General features: G+C 63.1%; 17 protein-coding genes. 4 read left to right on the top strand and 13 right to left on the bottom strand.

Going from position 1 to position 20,192, the window contains the following annotated elements; genetic code table 11:
- Window positions 1-51: 51 nt before the first annotated feature.
- Together AC0L2Y_RS13235 and AC0L2Y_RS13230 are read right to left on the bottom strand one after the other, a co-directional pair.
- Window positions 52-1,530, bottom strand: coding sequence for an ABC transporter substrate-binding protein (locus AC0L2Y_RS13235; protein ID WP_473556681.1), 1,479 nt, complete (start codon window positions 1,528-1,530; stop codon window positions 52-54).
- A gap of 129 nt (window positions 1,531-1,659) precedes the next feature.
- Complete coding sequence (locus tag AC0L2Y_RS13230; protein WP_473556679.1) at window positions 1,660-2,949, bottom strand: acetylornithine deacetylase/succinyl-diaminopimelate desuccinylase family protein; 1,290 nt, start codon at window positions 2,947-2,949, stop codon at window positions 1,660-1,662.
- Window positions 2,950-3,171: 222 nt separating this feature from the next.
- On the opposite strand from AC0L2Y_RS13230, the gene AC0L2Y_RS13225 reads away from it, so the two are divergent.
- Entirely contained in the window at window positions 3,172-3,600 is a 429-nt protein-coding gene (locus AC0L2Y_RS13225) for a L,D-transpeptidase (protein ID WP_473556814.1), read from the top strand.
- Between the two features lie 142 nt (window positions 3,601-3,742).
- Here the strand turns inward: AC0L2Y_RS13225 and AC0L2Y_RS13220 are convergent, their stop codons facing one another.
- From AC0L2Y_RS13220 to AC0L2Y_RS13190, 7 genes are all read right to left on the bottom strand, one after another.
- Window positions 3,743-4,735 carry a lipid A biosynthesis lauroyl acyltransferase gene (locus AC0L2Y_RS13220; protein WP_473556676.1) on the bottom strand — a complete coding sequence of 331 codons (993 nt, stop codon included), beginning with the start codon at window positions 4,733-4,735 and terminating at the stop codon, window positions 3,743-3,745.
- Window position 4,736: 1 nt separating this feature from the next.
- Window positions 4,737-5,765, bottom strand: coding sequence for a zinc-binding dehydrogenase (locus tag AC0L2Y_RS13215; RefSeq protein WP_473556674.1), 1,029 nt, complete (start codon window positions 5,763-5,765; stop codon window positions 4,737-4,739).
- Between the two features lie 84 nt (window positions 5,766-5,849).
- Window positions 5,850-7,121, bottom strand: a complete 1,272-nt coding sequence (locus AC0L2Y_RS13210; protein ID WP_352490681.1) for a beta-ketoacyl-ACP synthase — start codon at window positions 7,119-7,121, stop codon at window positions 5,850-5,852.
- A 75-nt stretch (window positions 7,122-7,196) separates the two neighbouring features.
- Window positions 7,197-8,384 carry a beta-ketoacyl-ACP synthase gene (locus tag AC0L2Y_RS13205; RefSeq protein ID WP_473556672.1) on the bottom strand — a complete coding sequence of 396 codons (1,188 nt, stop codon included), beginning with the start codon at window positions 8,382-8,384 and terminating at the stop codon, window positions 7,197-7,199.
- A gap of 38 nt (window positions 8,385-8,422) precedes the next feature.
- A complete protein-coding gene (locus AC0L2Y_RS13200) occupies window positions 8,423-8,707 on the bottom strand; it encodes an acyl carrier protein (protein ID WP_023719977.1) in 285 nt (94 codons plus the stop codon).
- Between the two features lie 212 nt (window positions 8,708-8,919).
- The gene (locus tag AC0L2Y_RS13195) at window positions 8,920-9,468 is read right to left on the bottom strand and encodes a histidine phosphatase family protein (RefSeq protein WP_352470325.1); all 549 of its coding nucleotides are present in this window, start codon (window positions 9,466-9,468) and stop codon (window positions 8,920-8,922) included.
- A 106-nt stretch (window positions 9,469-9,574) separates the two neighbouring features.
- Window positions 9,575-12,583 carry a caspase family protein gene (locus AC0L2Y_RS13190; protein WP_473556670.1) on the bottom strand — a complete coding sequence of 1,003 codons (3,009 nt, stop codon included), beginning with the start codon at window positions 12,581-12,583 and terminating at the stop codon, window positions 9,575-9,577.
- A 149-nt stretch (window positions 12,584-12,732) separates the two neighbouring features.
- Here AC0L2Y_RS13190 and AC0L2Y_RS13185 point away from each other — a divergent pair, with 149 nt between their 5' ends.
- The 3 genes from AC0L2Y_RS13185 to AC0L2Y_RS13175 all read left to right on the top strand — a co-directional run bounded on the left by AC0L2Y_RS13185 (window position 12,733) and on the right by AC0L2Y_RS13175 (window position 16,417).
- Window positions 12,733-13,683 carry an AEC family transporter gene (locus AC0L2Y_RS13185; protein WP_473556667.1) on the top strand — a complete coding sequence of 317 codons (951 nt, stop codon included), beginning with the start codon at window positions 12,733-12,735 and terminating at the stop codon, window positions 13,681-13,683.
- 170 nt (window positions 13,684-13,853) lie between these two features.
- Entirely contained in the window at window positions 13,854-15,311 is a 1,458-nt protein-coding gene (locus AC0L2Y_RS13180) for an NAD-dependent succinate-semialdehyde dehydrogenase (protein ID WP_473556666.1), read from the top strand.
- Between the two features lie 80 nt (window positions 15,312-15,391).
- Entirely contained in the window at window positions 15,392-16,417 is a 1,026-nt protein-coding gene (locus AC0L2Y_RS13175; RefSeq protein ID WP_352719619.1) for an aldose epimerase family protein, read from the top strand.
- A 116-nt stretch (window positions 16,418-16,533) separates the two neighbouring features.
- On the opposite strand, the gene AC0L2Y_RS13170 is transcribed toward AC0L2Y_RS13175, so the two are convergent.
- The 4 genes from AC0L2Y_RS13170 to AC0L2Y_RS13155 are packed head-to-tail and all read right to left on the bottom strand — an operon-like array spanning window position 16,534 to window position 20,174.
- Window positions 16,534-17,454 carry a phosphorylase family protein gene (locus AC0L2Y_RS13170; RefSeq protein ID WP_473556662.1) on the bottom strand — a complete coding sequence of 307 codons (921 nt, stop codon included), beginning with the start codon at window positions 17,452-17,454 and terminating at the stop codon, window positions 16,534-16,536.
- Between the two features lie 14 nt (window positions 17,455-17,468).
- The gene (locus AC0L2Y_RS13165) at window positions 17,469-18,260 is read right to left on the bottom strand and encodes an ABC transporter permease (protein WP_473556660.1); all 792 of its coding nucleotides are present in this window, start codon (window positions 18,258-18,260) and stop codon (window positions 17,469-17,471) included.
- The gene (locus tag AC0L2Y_RS13160) at window positions 18,253-19,140 is read right to left on the bottom strand and encodes an ABC transporter permease (protein WP_473556658.1); all 888 of its coding nucleotides are present in this window, start codon (window positions 19,138-19,140) and stop codon (window positions 18,253-18,255) included. The genes AC0L2Y_RS13165 and AC0L2Y_RS13160 overlap by 8 nt, the downstream gene beginning before the upstream one ends.
- The gene (locus tag AC0L2Y_RS13155; RefSeq protein WP_352454570.1) at window positions 19,137-20,174 is read right to left on the bottom strand and encodes an ABC transporter ATP-binding protein; all 1,038 of its coding nucleotides are present in this window, start codon (window positions 20,172-20,174) and stop codon (window positions 19,137-19,139) included. Before AC0L2Y_RS13155 ends, AC0L2Y_RS13160 begins: the two co-directional genes overlap by 4 nt.
- Between the last annotated feature and the right edge of the window lie 18 nt (window positions 20,175-20,192).

Raw genomic sequence — 20,192 nt, 5'->3', positions numbered from 1 at the left:
GGACAGAGGGGGGTGTGACGGAGTGCAACTTTCGCCCCTTCTGGCAGCGGCTCAATCCGTCCACTTCACCTTGGTCAGGTCGTTGGCCTGGATCGGGGCGTTTTCCCACAGGCCCTGCAGTTTGGCGTCCCAGACGCCGACCTTCGGCAGCTCGTAAAGGAAGCCGACCACGGCGTCATCTGCCAGGACCTTCTGCGCCTCGCCGAGCAGCGTCATGCGCTTGGCCTCGTCGGAGGTAAGGTTCAGCTCGTCGATGATCTTGTCGAAGGCCGGATTGTCGTAGTTGAAGTAATAGTCCTTACGCGAATAGATATCGATGTCGTTGGGCTCGGTATGGGAAACGATGGTCAGGTCGTAATCCTTCTTGGTGAAGACCTGATCAAGCCACTGCGCCCATTCGACCGGTATGATCTCGAGATCGATGCCGACTTCGCGAAGCTCGGAGGCGATAATCTCGCCGCCAAGCCGCGCATAGGAGGGCGGCGGCAGCTTGAGCGTCGCCTTGAAGCCATTCTCCAGGCCGGCTTCCTTCAGCAATTCTTTGGCCTTCTCCACATTGTGCGGATAGAGGCCGGTGAGGTCGACATAGGCCTTGCTGGCGGGCGACATGTGCGAGCCGATCGGCACGCCAAGGCCGGCCGAGGCGCCGTCGATGATCGCCTTGCGATCGAGCGCAAAGGAAATCGCCTGCCTGACCTGCAGCTTGTCGAAGGGCGGCTTCTTGTTGTTGATCGACAGGATGGTTTCACCCTCGGTCGAGCCGATCACCACCTTGAAGCGCGGGTCGTCCTTGACCTGGGCGACGCTGTCGGGGTCGAAGAACGGAAAGGCCTGGACGTCGCCGGAAAGCAGCGCCGGAACGGCGGCGGCAGCATCCGGGATGATGCGGAACTCGGCCTTGTCGAGAAATACCGGGGCGCCCCAGTAATTGTCCGACTTGACCAGCGTGATCGATGAGCCCTTGGCCCAGCTCTGGAACTTGAACGGGCCGGTACCAACAGGCTTTTCCTTGTTGGTGTCGGCTGTCTCAGGCGCCACGATCACCGCGTCGCCCCAGCCCATATTGTAGAGGAACGAGCCTTGCGGGTTCTTCAGCGTCACCGTCACCGTCGTGGGATCGACGACCTCGACCTTGTCGATGGCGGCGAACAGGCCCTTCTGCGCGTTGACCGAATTGTCGGCGCGGGCACGGTCGAGCGAGAATTTCACGTCGTCGGCGTTGAAGTCGCTGCCGTCATGGAATTTCACGCCGGCATGCAGCTTGAAGATGTAGACCTTGCCGTCGTCGGAAATGCTCCAGCTTTCGGCGAGATCGGGCAGCACTTCGCCGTTCGGGCCGATGCGGGTCAGGCCCTCGAAGACATTGGCATAGAGCACCTCGTCGATCGCCGCGGCGGCACCCGCGGTCGGGTCGAGATGCGGGGGTTCGAGCGTAATGCCGATGACCAGGTCGGTGCGCGCGGCCATCGCCGAGGTTCCGGCGGCCAACACCAGCGCCGCAGCGGCCAGGATGGTTTTCCACAATTTCATCGTGCAACTCCCCTATCTAAAACACGTGCTCAAACCCGGGCGGATAGAAGCGTGAATTCGCCGCCGAGTAAATTGCGTTTCGTACCGTCCGCCGACGCCGGGAGGAATGTTTTTCCGCCCACGGCCGGATCATCGCGGGCCGGCGCCCCTCAGCAGAACGTCGAGGCCGATCGCCATCACCTTTGCCGAGTCCAGCATGTCGGCAATGCCGACCCATTCGTCGGGCCGGTGGGCGAGGTCGAGAATGCCTGGGCCGTAGGCGATGCAGTCATAGATGTGGCCGATACGGGCGATGTGCTTCTGGTCGTAGGTGCCGGGCGAAATCACGTAATCCGGCTCGCGGTCGAATATCTCCATGATGCCTTGCGCGACAGCCTTAACCACCGGCGCATCGCGCTCGGTCATCAGCGGCAGCACCTCCATCAGATCGCGGATTTCGTAGTCGAACTTTTTGCGCTCGCGCTTCAGCCGTTCCAGGATATCGGTCACCTCGCTCTTGACCGTAGCGAGCTCCTCTTCGAGCAGAAAGCGGCGGTCGATGGTCAGCCGGCAGGAATCGGGCACATTGGGCGAGGGCAGGCCGGGCCGGAAATCCTCCGTCTGGCCGCCATGGATCGAGTTGATGTTCATGGTCGAGCGTTTTGCGCCTTCGGGCACGACCGGCATGCGCGTCATCTTGCGGTCGAGCGCCGGAAACAATTCGTCCTCGAAGGCCCGCAGCACGGCGCCCATATGGCGTACCGCATTGTCGCCGAGGAACGGCATCGAGCCGTGCGCGATCTCGCCCTTGGTCTCGATCTCCGCCCACCAGACGCCGCGATGGCCAAGGCAGATGCGGTCCTTGTTGAGCGGCTCGGGAATGATGACGTGGTCGACCTTCGGCCTGGAGAAATAGCCGAGCTTGGCCAGATGGGCGACGCCGCCAAAGCCGCCGGACTCCTCGTCGACCGTGCCCGAAATCTCGATGGCGCCGGGAAAATCGGGAAAGACCTCCATGAAGGCCTCAGCGGCGATGATCGAGGAGGCCAAGCCCCCTTTCATGTCGCAAGCACCGCGGCCATAGACCTTGCCATCCCTGACGATGCCGGCGAACGGATCGAGGCTCCAGCCGTCGCCGGGCTCGACCACGTCGATATGCGAATTGAAGTGCACGCAAGCACCCGGCGCCCGGCCATCGAAACGGGCGACGACGTTGACGCGCGGATAACGGTCAGTGTCGCCGGGCGTCCCTTCGGCACGGATGAATTCGATCTCAAAACCACGCTTCTTCAGCCGCGCGCCGATATATTCGGCACACGGCCGATAGGCTTCGCCGGGCGGATTGATGGTCGGAAAGCGGATCAGATCCGCGGTCAGCGCAACCAGATCATCGGCTCGGTCATCGAGTGCCTTGAGGAGCCGTTCGTTCGGTTCGGTCATTCGGCGGATTGAGCAGCGGATGAGGCGGTTTTGCAAGCCCGATGGCAAATTGCCGGGCGATTGCGTGTCGTTACGGCAACTATTGCGGGAAATCGTTCAAATTCGCTGCTTTGGATTGGTGAAATCGTCAGGGAGTAGGTGTTAGCTCGCTGGCTTGCCATCAAAACGCTGGAGAACAGCGTGACGGCAGGCAGGCAAGGGGCATCAAAGGGGTTTGATTGCATGAAAAACACTGTTCTCATGGCAGCGGCATTGATGGCGATGCTGTTCGGTTCGTCGTTCGAGAGCCGGGCGGCCAGCCTGGTCGCGAACATCGATATTTCATCACAGACGATGACGGTAAGATACGGGCTTTCGTATTACCGGTGGAGCGTTTCCACCGCCCGCAAAGGCTACATCACGCCGCGCGGCACCTATCGCCCACAGCGGACGGCCCGGATGTGGTATTCGCGCAAATACGACATGTCGCCGATGCCCTATTCGGTGTTCTTCCGCGGCGGCTATGCCATCCACGGCACCGGCGCGATCCGGCAATTGGGGCGCCCGGCATCGCATGGCTGCGTGCGCCTCCACCCCAGCAACGCTGCCGCGTTCTATTCGATGGTGCGCAAAGCCGGCTTCGGCAATACGCGGATCCTCGTGACGAATTAGGGCCTGCTCCTCGGCCCGCAATAAAAAACCCGCCGGAGCGGCGGGTTCGTCGGGGCCAAATAGCACCATACCGAAATTAGTAGCATAGCTGCCGGCACAAAGCAAGAACAAAATAGGGCTTGTACCCAAAAAGATGGTGCGCTCAGGCGGCTTTGTCGCGCATTGTCGCCGGCCGACGCTTTTTGCGGCCGCTGATCTCCCAGCGCTTGTGGAACCACATCCACTGGCCGGGGTCTTCTCGCACCCAGCGCTCGACCACGTCGTTGAGAAGCTGGGTGGTGGCGCGGACGTCGACACTGCCGCCGGCGGTGCGCGGCAAGGTGAGCTTGTCCTCGATCTCAAGCCGGAAACGGTTGTTCGGCAGGCGCACGCAGCGCGCCGGGTAGACATCGCAATCGTAGTGCCGCGCCAGGGTGCCGAGAACCCGGTTGCTCTCGCAGGGGCGGCCGAAGAATGTCGTCTCGAGCCCGCCGGTGAATTTCTGGTCGACCAGCACGCCGATATTGCCGCCTTTCTCGAGGATGGCCGCAAGCGCGAACGATGCACCGGTCGAAGACGGCAGCAGCGATCCCATGCTCGAGCGGCGGGTCGAGAGGATGTAGTCGGCGAGGTAAGGGTTGTTGGGCGGGCGAAACAGCGCCGTGATGTTCATGCCGAAGGTCGCCGCAGCCACCGGCAGCAGCTCGAAATTGCCGAGATGCCCGGTGAAGACGATATGCGGCTTGTCCTCGCCGGCGATGCGCACGAAATGCTCCACGCCCTTGACCTCGACACGGCCCGGCTTCGTCGCAGTGGGATCGTAGTCGAACAGAGCATCGAGAAAGATATATTCGGCGGCCAGGCGGGCCATGTTGCCCCACATGTCGGAAGCGATCGCCTCGATCTCGGCATCGCTCTTTTCCGGATAGGCCTGGCGCAGATTGTCGACAGCAACCTGATGGCGCGCTACCCAAGGGCCGATGCGGCGGGCAGCGCGGTCGGCGAAATTGAGCGCCCGGTCGGGCGGCAGCAGGCGCAGCGCGGAGATGATGATCATCGCGACGCGCGCGACCAGCCAGTAGTTGAACTGGCGAAGCCGCCTGCCATAGCGGAATCCCACGTCCCTGCGGATCTTCCTGAAGGCGTTGCCGATCATTTCAGCCGACGCGCAGGATGATCTTGCCGAAGACGTCGCGGCCTTCCATGCGCTTCAGCGCCGCATCGATGCCGTCGAAGCCGACCTCGGTGTCGATCACAGGCGCGACCAGGCCCGACGCCATCTTCTGCATGGCGTCGGCCATGTTTTCCATGCGGCAGCCGAACGAGCCGAGCAGCTTCAGCTGCTGCTGGAACAACTGCATCAAATTGATCTGTGTCGACACGCCGGAGGTCGAGCCGCAGGTGACCAGCCGGCCGCCGCGTTTGAGGCACAGCATCGAGGCGGCAAAGGTGTCGGTCCCGACATGCTCGAACACCACGTCGACGCCCTTCTTCTTGGTCAGCTTGCGCACGACGCCTTCGAAGCGGTCGTCGCGGTAATTGATGACGTGGTCGGCGCCGAGCGTCTTGGCCTTGTCGATCTTGTCGTTCGAGCCGACGGTGGTGATAACCGTGCAGCCCATCTTCTTGGCCAGCTGAATCGCGGCGGAGCCGATGCCGGAGCCGCCGGCATGGACCAGTATCGTCTCGCCGGGCTGCAGCCGGGCATTGTCGAACAGCATGTGCTCGACCGTGCCGAAGGTGACAGGCGCCACCGCCGCGCCGATCTCGCTCACGCCTGGCGGGGCAGCGACGAGCAGGCGCGCCGGCAGGTTGATCTTTTCCTGCGCAAAACCGTCGAGATGGAAGCCGTGCACGCCCGAAACATGCTCGCAGAGATTGTCGCGGCCTTCGCGGCAGGCGCGGCAAAGACCGCAGGTGCGGGCGCCATAGATCGACACCAATTGCCCGGGCAGGAGGCTGGAAACGCCGGGGCCGACCGCCTCGACCTCGCCCGAGGCCTCGGCGCCGACGACCAGCGGCAGCTTGCGCTTGGCGAAGGCCATGCCGCGCCAGCCCCAGACATCGATATGGTTCAGCGCCACGGCCTTGATGCGCAGCGTCACCTCGCCGAGCGAAGGCGACGGCGGTGGCGGCAGGTCCACCGTTTCAAGCCGGCGATCCTCGATAAGTTGCAAAGCGCGCATGCCAGATCCCAGGTTGCGCAGGACCGAGAACCGTTTTCGGAAAGGACCATGCGCACGACAACAGTGCTAGAGCGGAACGGTCGCTTAGACCGGTTCCCGCGCCATGACAAGGCAGGTGTTCTGGCCGCCGAAGCCGAAGGAGTTCGATAGGACGGTGCCGACCTCGGCGTTGCGCTTGGTGTTCGGCACCACATCGAGGACGATTGCCGGGTCGGGATTGTCGTAGTTAATGGTCGGCGGAATGACGCTTTCACGCATCGTCATCAGCGAAAATGCAGCCTCGACGGCACCGGCAGCCGATAGGGTATGGCCGATCATCGACTTGTTCGACGAGACCGGCATTGACGAGATCCGCTCGCCGAATACCGTCGACAGCGACAAATGCTCCATCTTGTCGTTTTCGGGCGTCGAGGTGCCATGGGCGTTGACATAATCGATCCCGTCCTCGCTCAGGCCGGCATCGGCAAGGGCGGCGCGCACCGCCGCGATCGCCGGCGAACCGTCCGGCTTGGAACGGGTGCGATGGAAGTCGTCGGCCTTTTCGCCGCAGCCGCGCAATATGCCGAGAACGGTCGCGCCGCGGGCAAGTGCTGCCTGCAGCGATTCCAGCACGAGGGCGCCCGAGCCTTCGGCGAGCACGAAGCCGTCGCGGTCCTTGGAGAAGGGTTTTGAGGCCTTTTCCGGGATGTCGTTATGCGTGGAGAGCGCGGACAGAAGCGAGAAGCGGATCAGCGCCTCGGCGGTCGCCGACCCGTCGGCGCCGATCGAAAGCGCCCTGTCGCATTCGCCGCGGCGGATCGCCTCGACGCCAAGCTGGATCGCCGTGGCGCCCGAAGCGCAGGCGGTCGACAGCGTGATCGGCAGGCCGCGTGTGCCGAAACGGTCGGCAAGCCGGTCGGCGATCGAGCCGAACTGGGTGGTCTCGAAGATGTCGAGTTCCCTGAGGCCGCGCGCCACCCGCAGCAGCCTCTCAGCACCGGTGTCGTGCGTGTCGGAATTGTAGAGCGAAAAGCGCTCGCTCCAGTCGAGCTCGACCGGCGGCGAAGCGAGGAAAAGCGGTCCGCCGAAATCGCCGGCATCGAGGCCCGCCTCCGACATCGCTTCCTGGGCGGCGGTTTCGGCGAGCTCATAGGTGAGGAGACTGGCGCCCTTGGAACTCGACGGCAGGAAATCGACCATGCCGGAGATGCGGGTGTTGAGATGATCGACCGGGAAGCGGGTGATCGGATGGATGCCGGATTTGCCTGATGTCAGTGCAGCCCAATTGTCGGCCTTGCCGACACCGAGCGACGTCACCACACCGATGCCGGTGACGGCGACGATCGGCCTGCCCATGTGGTCGTTCAGATTGGCCATTTGTTGTCCAAAAACCTGTTTCTCTTGGAGCATCGGATCGCCCGAAAACCGCGTCACACTTTTCGGTCCGATGCTCTAGGCGGCTTTGATCAGCGCCATGCCCTCGAATTGGTGATAGCCGATCGCCGTTGCAAGGATGGTCTTCGGGACGCCAGCAAACGGTTTTTCGACTGTGGCGTCGAAGACAGGGTAGGCGGCCTTGCGGTCGACAGCCAGGGCCGCCAGCGCAACGGCAAAGGGGAACTGCGCTTCCTTCATGTGGCCGGTCAGCGTCGAAAAGCCGCGTGCGGCGATCGCCGGATTGGCGTCGAGTGCCGATTTCTCGGCGGCGGTCGCGGCATGGGCGCCCGAAGCGCCGGAGATCGCCAGCAGTTCACCGTGCGGCAATGCGGCTTGCTTCAGCAGCATGGCGATCTCACCGTCGAGTTCGCCCCGCCGGCGCCTGGCACGGCCGGACAGGACCGGGCCGAGTTCCGCATAGATCTTGCGGCCACGGCTTTCCGCATGCTCGCGTTGCTCCAGGACGAGAAACGCGCCGCCGGATCCGGTCACCACACCGCCGCCTTCGGCACCTTGCCTTTGCCAGAGCGGCCGCCACGGACCACGATGCAGGTAGCCGGCCAGTTCATATCCGAGCAGCATGTCGGAATGTTCGGTCTGGAAAGCGCCGCCGACCAATATATGCGTCGACTGGCCGGAGCGGATGCGCGCGGCCGCCGTCTCGACTGCGGCAACGCCCGCACCTTCCTCGCCCATGAAGGTGCGAGAGGAGCCGGTCACCTTGTGGACGATCGAGATGTTGCCGGCGAGCAGGTTGGAAAGCTGCGCCAGAAACAGCGTCGGGCGCAATTCGGTGGTCAGCTTCTCGTTGAGCAGCACGTCGCGGTCATTGCGGCTTTCCGATGCCGCGAGAATGGCCGCGTCGACCGCTTCGTCGCGCTCGCCGCCGCCGGCGGCCACCACCATGTCCATGGTCGCGCAGAGTTCGTCATTGCCCTTGATGCCGGCATCGTCGAGCGCAAGGCCGGCCGCATAGGTGCCGAGCCTCTGCCAGGTCTCCATCTGCCGCTGGTCGCCACGCTTGGCGATCTGCAGGTTCCAGTCGATCTCCGGCAGCGGGTGGACCGTATAGGGTGAGAAGCGCGAGGCCTCCAGAACCGGTTCAAGGCGCGGCTGGACGAGTTTTTGCCAATGCGCATCCGGACCCTCGCCCAGCGACGAGACAAGGCCGATGCCTGATATGACGACGTCGTGGGGGTTCATGGGCGGCTGTTGTGGGTCGGGCGCGTCAGGCGCTGTGTTCACGTGGCGTTCTTGGCGGCGACGAGCGCGTCGATCTTGGCGCACAGGTTCTTCATGACGAAATAGTCGTCGGTCGAAGCCTTGCCGTCATTGACCTCCTGCGTCCACTTTTCCAGCGGCACCTTGATGCCGAATTCCTTGTCGATGGCAAAGACGATGTCGAGGAAGTCGAGGCTGTCGATGCCGAGATCGTCGATGGTGTGGCTTTCGGGCGTGATCGTCTCGATATCGATCTCGCTGGTGTCGGCGATGATCTTGGCAACTTTGTCGAACGTGGTGGACAAGGGCTTTTCCTTCGATTGCGGGCGGAATCTGTCCGCATGTGTTTGGCGCTGTCTAATCGGTTTTTCCGGGCAGGAAAAGGCCTGATACGCCGCGCGCAGATGGGCTGGCTGCCCAGGCAGAGCAAGATGAGATCGGAATCCAACCATGACTTCTCGTGGCAGTGGCATTTCGGCAACAGCTGTCTCGCTCGACGTGGGGAGCGACCGACCCCTCAAAACGTAACGCGGCCGAGCACGCGCAGGCCGTCGCCCTGCGGCTCGACGACCACGGCCTCGCCTTCGCGCGGCGAGATGCCGGTCAATTCCTTGATGTTTTCGAGATGCGTGACCATGACCAGATTGTCGGAGCCGGAATAGCCGCGGATCTCGGCCAGGATCGCGGCGATCTGGGCGGCCTTCTCCTTTTCATCGGTCTTCAGCAGGTCAAGCGGTGCGAACGGCTCCGGCTCGCTTTCGAAAGCGATGCGGGCGGTCTCGAGGCAGCGGCAATAGCGGCTGGACAGCACGCGCTCGACCGGTGCCGCGCGGGCGCCAAACAGCGCGCCGATCTTGCGCGCCTGTTGCTTGCCGCGCTCCGAGAGATTGACCTGGGTGGCGCATTTGCCGAGGTCGAAATTGGCTGCATCGGTGGTGCCGGTGACCATGGCATGGCGAAGCAGGACCACATGCCCGCCGTCGCGCAGCAGCGCCCAGCCGGCTTCCGTCGCATGGGCTGTGGCGGAAACGGCAAGCAACAGCAGCGCCAGCACAAATCGAAGCATCAGACATCCTTTTCGGGTGACCGGCAGGCAGGTCCCCGGTGACCGGCATATAGGGACGTCAAAGCCGCCTGAAAGACAAGCCGAGTGCAACCTGCGGCCGAAACGCCTATTCCTTCGCTATCTGCTTCTTGACCAGATCGATCTTGCGGTCGGTCAGCGGGATGGGGAGTGTGTAGCCGGCTTCGGTAAAGCCCTGCTTGGCGTTCTCGAAGAATTCGATCGCCCTTTGGAATTCGGCATTGCCGCCGCCATAGCTGCCGCGGTTCCAGTGGACGTCGCCGAGATTGTTCTGCTCGAAGGCCCATTGCATCGGCTGGCTTTCGCGGGTGAAGACCTTGAGTGTCGCCTCGAAGGCGGCTTCGGCCTCATCCAGATATTTGCCGGTGCGTTCGAGATTGCCGAGATTGATCAGGCTCATGCCGATGCCGTTCTGCGCGTTCGCCCAATCGACGGGCGAGGTCTCGACGGTCAGCACCTCCAGCGCCGCCCGGCGCGCGGCGATCGAAGCGGCCAGTTTGCCGGGATCGGCCTCGCTCATGCTCAGCCATTGCAGCGCCGAGCCGAGGCCGGCCTGCGCCAGTGCCCATTGCCGCGGCGTCGTCTCGCGCTTGTATTCGCGCAGTGCATCGCGATAGGCCTCGATCGCCTCCTCGTAATGCTCCGGCTTGTCGGTCACACCGCCGAGCAGTTGCAGCGTGTTGCCGAGATTGTAGTGGGTCATCGCCCAGTCGAGCGGAAACTCTTTTTTGCTATAGACGCGTCGTGCCGCCCGGTATGCGGCGGCCGATTGCTCAAGCCTGGCAGGATCGCGCGTGCGCTGGCCGAGCGTCTGATAGATCGAGCCGAGATTGTTCTCCGCTGAAGCCCAATCCGTCGGAAAACGCTGGCGTGTGAATATGGTCAGCGCGTCGCCATAGGCGGCGGCCGCCTCTTCGAGCAGGCCGGTGCCGAGATCGAAACGGGCAGCACTGCTCAGCGCGTTACCCAGATTGAGACGGCTGCTCGCCCAGGAGAGCGGGAAGGTGTCGCGGGTGCGGATTTCGAGCGCGGCGCGGAAGGCGTCGGCTGCCTCGTCGATCTTCGCCTTGTCGTTGCGCTGCGCGCCGAGCGACACCAGTGTGTTGCCGAGATTGTTCTGAACCATCGCCCACTGAACGGGAGCTTTTTCGCGCGTGTATTCTTCAAGCGCCAGCCGGTAGGCGGCCTCGGCCTCCGTCAGGCGCTCGCCGTCCGGTTCGCGTTCCGAAAGCGCGTAAAGCGCAAGACCAAGGTTGCTTTGCGAGGCCGCCCAGTCCAGCGGGACTTTGTCGCGCGGCCGCTTCTCCAGCGTGGCGCGCATCGCCATCACCGCCTCGTTCAGGCGTTTCGGGTCGCTCTCGCGTTCGCCGATCTTCAGCAGCACATTGGCCAGGTTGTTCTGGGCCGCCGCCCAGTTGATATCGTCCTTCTCGCGCTCGAACACGGCAAGCGAATCGCGAAAGATTTTCGCGGCCTCTTCCAGCCGGTCGATTTGGCGCTCGCGCTCGCCGATCGTCTGCAGCACCACCGCCATGTTGTTGCGGGTGATCGCCCAGTCGCGGTTCTGCTCGCCATTAGGGATGAAGTTCAGGATGACGCGGTAGGCATCGATGGCGCGCTGCAGCGCCTGCCTGTCGCCGGTGGCGTTGCCGTGGGCATTCAGCGCTTCCGCCTCCTGGTTCTTGTAGTTCCAGCGCAGCCTGTCGTCCCATTTCTCGACCAGCGAAAAGGCCTTGCCGTAATCGTTGGCGGCCGACAGATAGTCGAAGACCAGCGCCGAAGCGTCGGCGCGCCTGGCATAGATCGCCGCGTCGGCAAGACGCTTCTGCCTGACCAGATCCTCGGCCTGGTCCACCACGCCGCTGGCCTGCTCGACCCGGCCCACCGCCTGGTCGAGGAAGTTGCGCGCAGTGACGATAGCGCCCTGGCCGATCGCCTTGTCGGCCGAGGCGACGAGGCGGCTGATCTCGGGGTCGTCGGTGCGCAGCGCGTTGCGCTCGGAGATCATCTTCTTCAGGCGCTCGGCCTGAGCATCGAGCAGCTTTTGCAGGTCGGTGGGGTCCTCCGGCATCTTTTCGGTGCCGAGTGCCTTCAGCACGCCATAAAGCGCGTCGAGCGGCACGCCGTCCTGCAGCGAGGCCAGTTCGACCTGTACCCGCTTGGGGTTCGGCAACTCGGCGATCGTCAGCAGCAATTGCCGCCGCTCGCCGGTGATCAGCCCGTCGTCGCCGGTCGGCTCCTGCGGTGCTACGCCGAAATAGAGCAGCCGGCGCAGGCTTTCATTGACCCATGGCCGCTGCTTTGCCTTGGTGTCGAGATAGACCTCCTCGGTCACCATGCGCATGACCGAGCCGAACTCGGTGCCCTTCATTGCCGCGAGGTGGCGCAGAAGTGCCGCTGCGTAGGGGCTGTTTTCGCCGACGGTGCCGTCGAGTGCCGGCCGCCCCGGCTCGGCGGCAAAGCCGATCACCGTTCCCAGATTTTCGCTCGCGGTCACGTCCGCCAGTGCCCTGGCGCCGCGCACCGGCTCCAGCCCGCCGGCGCCGATCGGCGAGGCCGAGGCGGTGGGCGCCCGGCGCAGCACCGCGTCCGCCGGGAACGGGTTGGTGCGGCAGGCGTCGAGCAGCATGATCGTTACCGGCACGGTCGTCTTCAATTCGTCCATGACGGCGGAGATCGGCACCAGGGCCTGATCGGCGTCCTTCAATGAAGAAACGTCGGCGTCGACCGGCACCAGATAGTTTTCGCCGCCGGCCTCGATGCCGTGGCCGGAATAGTAGATCAAGGCGACGTCGGCATCTTCGGCATCCTCGGCGAAACGCTCGAGGTCGCGCTTCAGCTTTGCCGCGTCGCGGTCGGTGACGCTGCGCGCGTCGAAGCCGAGATCGGTCAGCATCTTGGCAATGTCGCGGGCGTCGTTGGCGGGGTTGGGAAGAGCCGCTATGTGCTGGTATTTCGACTGGCCGACGATCAGCGCCACGCCCTTGAGGCTCGCCGGCTCCGCGCGAAGCAAGGTCGTGACCAGGCAGAGCAGAGCTGCTACGAAAGCCGTCCGCCACGCCTGCTTGAAGAAGTGCCGATTTCCGACAGCGCCCATTCGCCGCGTGTCCCCCTACAACCCTGTATAGCGCTGGCATCCAACCATGAGCAAATTCGGGCAAGAGCCGAGCGGCCGGATTGTTGGCCGGTACATTCGCGAGGGAAGGGCGATTGCGCTGCCGCCGGGGCTCGCCTATCACGGGAAAAATGTCTCCGCTTACCGAAACCGTCCTCTTCGTCTTCAGTCTCGTCGGGCTCGGCTATCTTGCCGGGTTCACCGGCTATTTGAAGCCGGCGAGCGGCGAGGGCGTATCCGAATTCGCCATCAACGTGGCAATGCCGCTGTTGCTGTTCCAGACCATGGTAAAGGCCGATTTCCACGGCGTCGCGCCGTGGTCGCTATGGGGCGCCTATTTCGCGGCGGTCGCGCTCACCTGGGCCGCTGGCCATCTGGTCATTACGCGCATCTTCGGGCGGGATGCCCGCGCCGGCGTCGTCGGCGGCGTGTCGTCGTCCTACTCCAACGTCGTCCTGCTCGGCGCGCCCTTCATCATCGGCGTGTTCGGGCCGGCCGGGTTCGAAGTGCTGTCCCTGCTCGTTTCCATTCACCTGCCGGTGATGATGATGGCCTCGATCATCCTATTCGAGATGTTCGGCCGCGGCGGCAGCGAACCCGTGCATCCGCTCCGCGTCGTCAGGAGCTTTCTCAGGAGGGTATTCATCAATCCGCTGATCATCGGCATACTGGCCGGGCTGGCGTGGCGCTTCACCGGTGCGCCGCTGCCGGTGCTTGCGACGCGGCTGAGCGACGCGCTGGCCGGCACGGCCGCCCCGGTCGCGCTGTTTGCCATGGGGCTCAGCCTGCGCCGCTTCGGCATCTCCGGCAACGTAAAGCCGGCGCTGGCGCTGTCGGCGCTGAAACTGTTCCTGATGCCGGCGCTGGTTCTCGGCCTGGTGTGGCTGATCGGCTTACCGCCATTGACGGCCAAGGTCGCGGTCATGGTTGCGGCGTTGCCGTCCGGCATCAATTCCTATCTCATCGCCGTGCAGTTCAACACCGGCCAGGCGCTGGCCTCGAACCAGATGACCATCGCCACCGCCAGTGCGGTCGTGACCACGGCGTTTTGGCTGGCCGTGGTCGTCCATGTTTTTGGATAAGAACCCGGCTGCATCGCTCTCGCTTTGGCTGGCCCAAACCCTATATGCCATCTTGTGATTGCTTGCGGGGCTTGCCCTGGGCTAAGAGCAGTGGCTCTAGCGATGCTATCGCGCACGTCCATTCACGAAATCAGCGACCGGCCCGCCAGGTGCCGAACGGAGGCGAGATCATGCTTCAGAAAACCAGCCATTTCATGCGGCAGGCCAATCTCATCAATGGCGAATGGGTGCAGGCCGATTCAGGCCAGACGGTCGACGTCAACAATCCTGCCACCGGCCTCAAGATCGGAACCGTGCCGAAGTCGGGCAAGGCCGAGACGCGCCGCGCCATCGAAGCCGCCGACGCTGCCTTCAAGACATGGCGCAAGACCACCGCGCTCGAACGCTCGAAGCTGTTGCGCAAGCTGCACGACGCGATGATGGACAATCAGGACGTGCTGGCCGAACTGCTGACCATCGAGCAGGGCAAGTCGCTGTTCGAATCGAAGGGCGAGATCGGCTCGGCCGCGTCCTACATACTGTGGTTCGCCGAAGAGGGCCGCCGCACCTATGGCGACGTCGTGCCGTCGCCCTGGGCGGACCGCCGTATCCTGGTGACCAAGGAGCCGGTCGGCGTCATCGCCGCCATCACGCCATGGAATTTCCCGTCCTCGATGCTGGCCCGCAAGCTCGGCCCGGCGCTGGCCGCCGGCTGCACGGCCGTGGTCAAGCCGGCGTCGCAGACGCCTTATTCCGGCCTTGCCTGGGGCGCGCTGGCCGAGGAAGTCGGCTTCCCCAAAGGCGTGATCAACATCCTGACCGGTGCCGCCGGTGAGATCGGCGACGAGATCTGTGCCAACCCGCTGGTCAAGAAGATCACCTTCACCGGCTCGACCGAGGTCGGCAAGATCCTTATCCAGAAATCCTCGGTCACCGTCAAAAAAGTGTCGATGGAGCTCGGCGGCAATGCGCCGTTCATCGTCTTCGACGACGCCGACCTCGAGCGGGCCGTCGCTGGCGCGATTACCGCCAAGTACCGCAATTCCGGCCAGACCTGCGTCTGCACCAACCGCTTCCTGGTGCAGGCCGGCATCTATGACCAGTTCGTCGAAAAGCTGGCTGCTGCGAGCAACGGGCTGAAGGTCGGTTCCGGCCTCGAGGACGGCGTCCAGCAGGGGCCGCTGATCGACGAGAAGGCGGTGGAGAAGGTCGAGGAGCTGATTGCCGACGCTACCGCCAAGGGCGGCAAGGTCGTCGCCGGCGGCAAGCGCCACGCGCTCGGCGGCTCGTTCTTCCAGCCGACGGTGATTGCCAATGCGACGCCTAAGATGCGCTTCATGAAGGAAGAGATCTTTGGCCCGGTGGCGCCGGTGTTCAAGTTCGAGACCGAGGAAGAGGCCGTAGGACTCGCCAACGACACCGAGTTCGGCCTGGCCTGCTACTTCTACACCGGCGATCTCGGCCGCGCCTTCCGGGTCATGGAAGGGCTCAAATACGGCATGGTCGGCGTCAATGAAGGGCTCATCACCACGCCTGAGGCGCCGTTCGGTGGCGTCAAGGAATCGGGCCTGGGCAAGGAAGGCGGCCATCAGGGCATCGAGGATTATCTCGACACCAAATATGTCTGCATCGGCGGACTTGGTCTCTAGAAGCCTCATGCGGTAATGCCGAAAACGATCCTGGGCCGCTTCGGAAGGCCAGGCTGGCATCGAGCAACGAACTTGCGAGCATGGCTATGAAGGACGGCGAGGTTTTCGGCACGACGCAGGCGGGCGAGGAAGTCCGCCGCTTCACCATCCGTGGCGGCGGCCTCACCGCTAACATTATCGGCCTGGGCGCGATCATCCAGGATCTGCACCTGGCCGGGCACGAGGCGCCATTGGTGCTCGGCTATGACCGTTTCGAGCACTATGAGACGGATACCGCCTTCTTCGGCACTGTCGTCGGGCGCTATGCCAACCGTATCCGCGACGGTCGCTTCACGCTTGCCGGCAAACGCTACCAGACCGAGCGTAATTTCCTCGAAAAGCACACGCTGCATGGCGGTTCGCAAGGTTTTTCGCGCCGTGCCTGGGCGGTTTCGCTGCATGGCAGGGATTTTGTCACGCTGACCCTGCATGACCCGGACGGCACGATGGGCTTTCCCGGCGCGCTCGACGTAACCTGCACCTACCGGCTGAAGATCCCCGGCACGCTCAGCGTCGAACTGACCGCCACCTGCGAGGAGCCGACGCTCTGCAACCTCACCCAGCATTCCTATTTCAACCTGGATGACGGCGGCACAGGCGACATTCTCGACCACCGGCTGATGCTGAATGCCGGCGCCTATCTGCCGGTCGACGCGGATCTGATCCCGACAGGCACGGTCAAGCCGGTCGACGGCACCCCTTTCGATTTTCGCCAGGCGCGGCCGCTGCGCATGGAGACCGAGGGGGAACAACTCCCCTACGACCAGAATTTCTGCCTCGCTTCGACGCGCGGGCCTCTGAAGCAGGCGTCGTGGGCGCAAGGCGCGAATTCCGGCGTCGAGATGGAGCTCTGGACCACCGAGCCGGGTGTCCAGCTCTATACCGGCCAGTATCTGGCGCCGTCCTCGCCTGGATTGGGCGGACGCCAGTACAAGGCGTTTTCAGGCTTCTGCCTGGAGCCGCAAATCTGGCCGGATGCGCCGAACCGGCCCTATTTCCCGCAAGCCACGCTGTGGCCGGGCCAGATCTACCACCATGTGACGGAATACCGGTTCAGGCTGCCTTAGGGCGGGAGAGCCGCTGCCGAAGCGTACGACTCGAGCGTCGCGAACATGCCCAGCGCAGCGCCCTCGGGGTCCGGGTCGGCGGCAGAGCCTCAGCTACCCGGCGCACCAGGGTTATCTCAGAACCTGCTGGAGCGTTCTTTCGGCTGAGGCGACTTCAAGCCCTGACACGAGCATTCCGGGTCAGCGGGCAGTCGCGCTGCAGTCTCCAGCGCGACCCGCGAGGCTGTCATGGAGAGACTCGGCAGCACGTCCTCCTGCAGCAATTTCTGGCGGTTGCGATCCATATAGTCGTTGAAGCCCGCCGTCACGAATGCGCAAGGCACGAAACACGCGCCGATCTCGCGCGACAAGGTCGCCTCAGGGGCGATGGAATGGTTGAGTACATCCGCACCCATGCCCCGATACGCCAAGGCTTCGGCTGGCGTTGTCAGTCGGGGTCCATAACAATGGGCAGCCACCAACTGCTGTTCGATGCCATAAACGCGGCATTCGGCTGGCCAATGACGCCGGGCCGTTTCAACCAGAACCGCCGCACATCTTGGACACACGATTTGCTTGCCCGAACAGTCGAAGCTCTGGCGGTCTGGAAGCAGTGAAAACGGGGTCTGCGTCAGTTCGATGATATCGGCGGCCACCACCATGTCGCCCGGCTGGATCGCCTTGTTGACGGCGCCTACAGTCGAGCAGGCGAGAATTTGCCGTACACCTGCCCGCATCAATACCCAGAACGCGCGGCGATGGCAGGAATGGTCGATACGGTCGCGGGGATTGCCGTGCGAATACATGCACAGCGCGCGCTTCGCTCTCCCTTCGGCCGTGATCGACGCATCGAACTCCAGCAGCTTCCAGTTGTCGGTGCGACCGAAAGGCGTTTCAAAACTCATGTCGCGCCGCAAGGTGCGCACACCATCGAATTCGACATCTTCCGGGAAGGCAAGCCCCCAGTTTGCCGACCCGGTGATGATGGCCAACCCTACCTGAGGGATGTCCGTCGAATGATCCGCCAGATCGTCGGCTGCGTGGTGAATGGAGGACATGTTTCCAGTCTCGGTCAGGATTTTTGGCGAAGAGTCACAATCAGGACGATGGCCACGACGATGACGGTCCACAATGTCGAGATCGCCGCAATAGTCGGGTCGATCTGATCGCGCAGCGACAGGAACATAAGCTTCGGCATCGTGCTGTTACGACCACTTGCGACGAAGATCGAAATCACAGACTCGTCGAGCGAAGTCAGGAACGCCATCAATGTCGCCGACAGCAAGCTGATCCGAAGTTGCGGAACGATTATTCCGCCAATGGACCTGGCCCAGTTTGCACCGAGGCTGTGCGCCGCCTGGACCTGGTTCCAGTCAAAGCGGGCCAGAGCGGGCAGCAACACAATGCAGGCGACCGGAACGGCCAACACTACATGTCCGACCAGCACACCGAAAAGCGTTCCGATCAGATGTTGTGCGGCCAACACAAAGAAGAGACCGATCGCAAGCAGGATTCCTGGGGTGATCGAGGGGGTCAGCAGGACGCTCTGGATGGCCGCAGCGGTCTTACCGCCCAGCCGATTCATCGAAATGCAGGCGAGCAGCGCAAAGGGCACGGCGATCAACGCCGTCAACGTCCCAAGGATCAAACTCGTTCTGAGCGCGGCCATCCACGTTGCCGAGCCGAAGAAGTTCTCGTACCAGCGCAACGAGTAGGCGTGCGGCGGAAACTCGAGGAGATTCGACGCCGAAAAGGACAGCGGCACCACAACGAGCGTCGGCAGCATCAGAAATGCCATGACAAGAGCGGCAAAGCTCCAGAGCAAGATACGGGCGAGCCTGTTTTGCGGATAGGCTTCAAGCATGGGAGGCTTCCACGGTGTTCCGGGCCACCAGGCGGCGTGCCGCCAGCAACATCACACCGATCAGCGCCATCAGAACGAGGAGCAGAATGCCCAGGACGCTCGCCGCCCCCCAGTCCTGAAAGGTCGATAGTGTACGCTCGATCCGGGTAGAAAGAGGATTTACCTTGCCGCCGCCAAGCACCGCCGGCGTGATGAAAAAACCTATGGCGTAGATGAGGACGATGATCGAACCGGAGAAGATGCCGCCCGCCGAAAGCGGCAGAATGACTGTGCGGATGACCTGTCTGAGAGTGGCTCCCATGCTTGCTGCCGCGCGAATGAGATTTGGGTCGATATCGCGCATCGCAGCATAAACAGGCAGCAGAAAAAGCGGCAGCATGTAGTGCACCATGCCGATGAGCGTTCCCGTGATGTTGTAGACCAGCGGCAATGGCTCCGCCGTCAGGCCTGAACCGGTCAAAGCAGCGTTGATCAGGCCATCGCGCCGCAAGAGCACGAGCCAACCATAGGTACGCACCAGAATAGAGGTCCACAGCGGCAGCATGACGAACGCCATGAGCACGTTGGCCAGCCTTGGTCTGACGCTGGCCAGCGCCAGCGCCAGCGGGGTGCCGAGAACAATGCACGCCGCCAGCGTACCCAAGGACAGTTCGAGGGTCGTGACGAGCGCCGACCATGTCAGTCCGCTCGAAAGGACCTTCTGGTAATTGCCGACGGTGTACTCGCCCCCGGTGGTCAGGAAGGATTGCCGGACGATCCAAAGGATGGGCAGTATCGCCGCCAGTCCAACGATGAACAGCGCCGGGAGCGAAAGTGAAAGAAAAGACCGCCGCTCGCGCCGCGCATCCGCCGCGAGCGCCGGGTCCCGGAAGACGGTCACGCCATCGCTCCCGGTATCGCGTGAACCTTCGCTGCTGGTGCATATGCGGTCATCCGCTGACCGGCGGCAAGCTCGGCGCAGCCGCCGGCCAGTGCTGCCGGAATGCAGACAAGAACCTCTTGCCCGCCGTCAAGCGCCAGCGTCAAAAGCCAGTTCTCGCCGCGGAACGCTTTGGCGCGCAGTATTCCTTCGAGAGCCACTCCGTCTCCCCCGACGAGCTTCGCATCAAGATGGAAGCTTTCGGCGCGGATCATCAGAGTTTCGCGTGACGCTTCGGCGCCGTCGATTCTGCGTGCCGAGCCCGGGGCCACAATGTTGGCCTCGCCCATGAACTCCGCGACGAAGCGGGTCGATGGACGATCATAAATCCGCTGCGGCGTGTCTATCTGCTGGATGCGGCCAGAATTCATCACCGCAATCCGGTCAGACATAATCAGCGCTTCGCGCTGGTCGTGGGTTACATAGATTGTGGTGATCCGTAGATGATCATGCAGACGCCGGATCTCATACTGCATGGTCTCGCGCAGGTTCTTGTCGAGTGCCGACAGCGGCTCGTCCATCAACATCACGCGCGGTTCGAAGACGATGGCCCGCGCCAATGCCACCCGTTGACGTTGGCCGCCGGATAGTGCGGCAATATTGCGCTCCGCCAGACCATCCAGCTTCACGCGGGCCAAGGTATCAAGCGCCCGCTGACGCGCCTCCGCTCTCGGTACCTTGCGCAGCACCAGCGGATACGCGACGTTCGCCAGGACATTCATGTGGGGAAACAAGGCGTAATTCTGGAATACTATGCCGATGTCTCGTTTGTTGGGCGGCAGGCGGGTGATGTCTCGATCGCCCAAGAAAAGTTTACCGGAATCCGGCCGGACAAAACCGGCCAGAGCCATGAGCAACGTGGTCTTGCCAGATCCCGATGGCCCTAGCAGCGTGAGGAATTCGCCAGCCTGGATGTCGAGCGAAACATCATCCAGTGCGACGTAGGACCCATAAGCCTTGTGCACGCTTTCGATGGTGATCGCGAGCGACTTCATCATGTGCTCCAGCCTTGA

This window comes from Mesorhizobium sp. WSM4830 (genome assembly GCF_055811495.1).
Note: the sequence above shows the minus strand (reverse complement) of the source record. Positions and strands in the feature narration are given on the sequence as shown.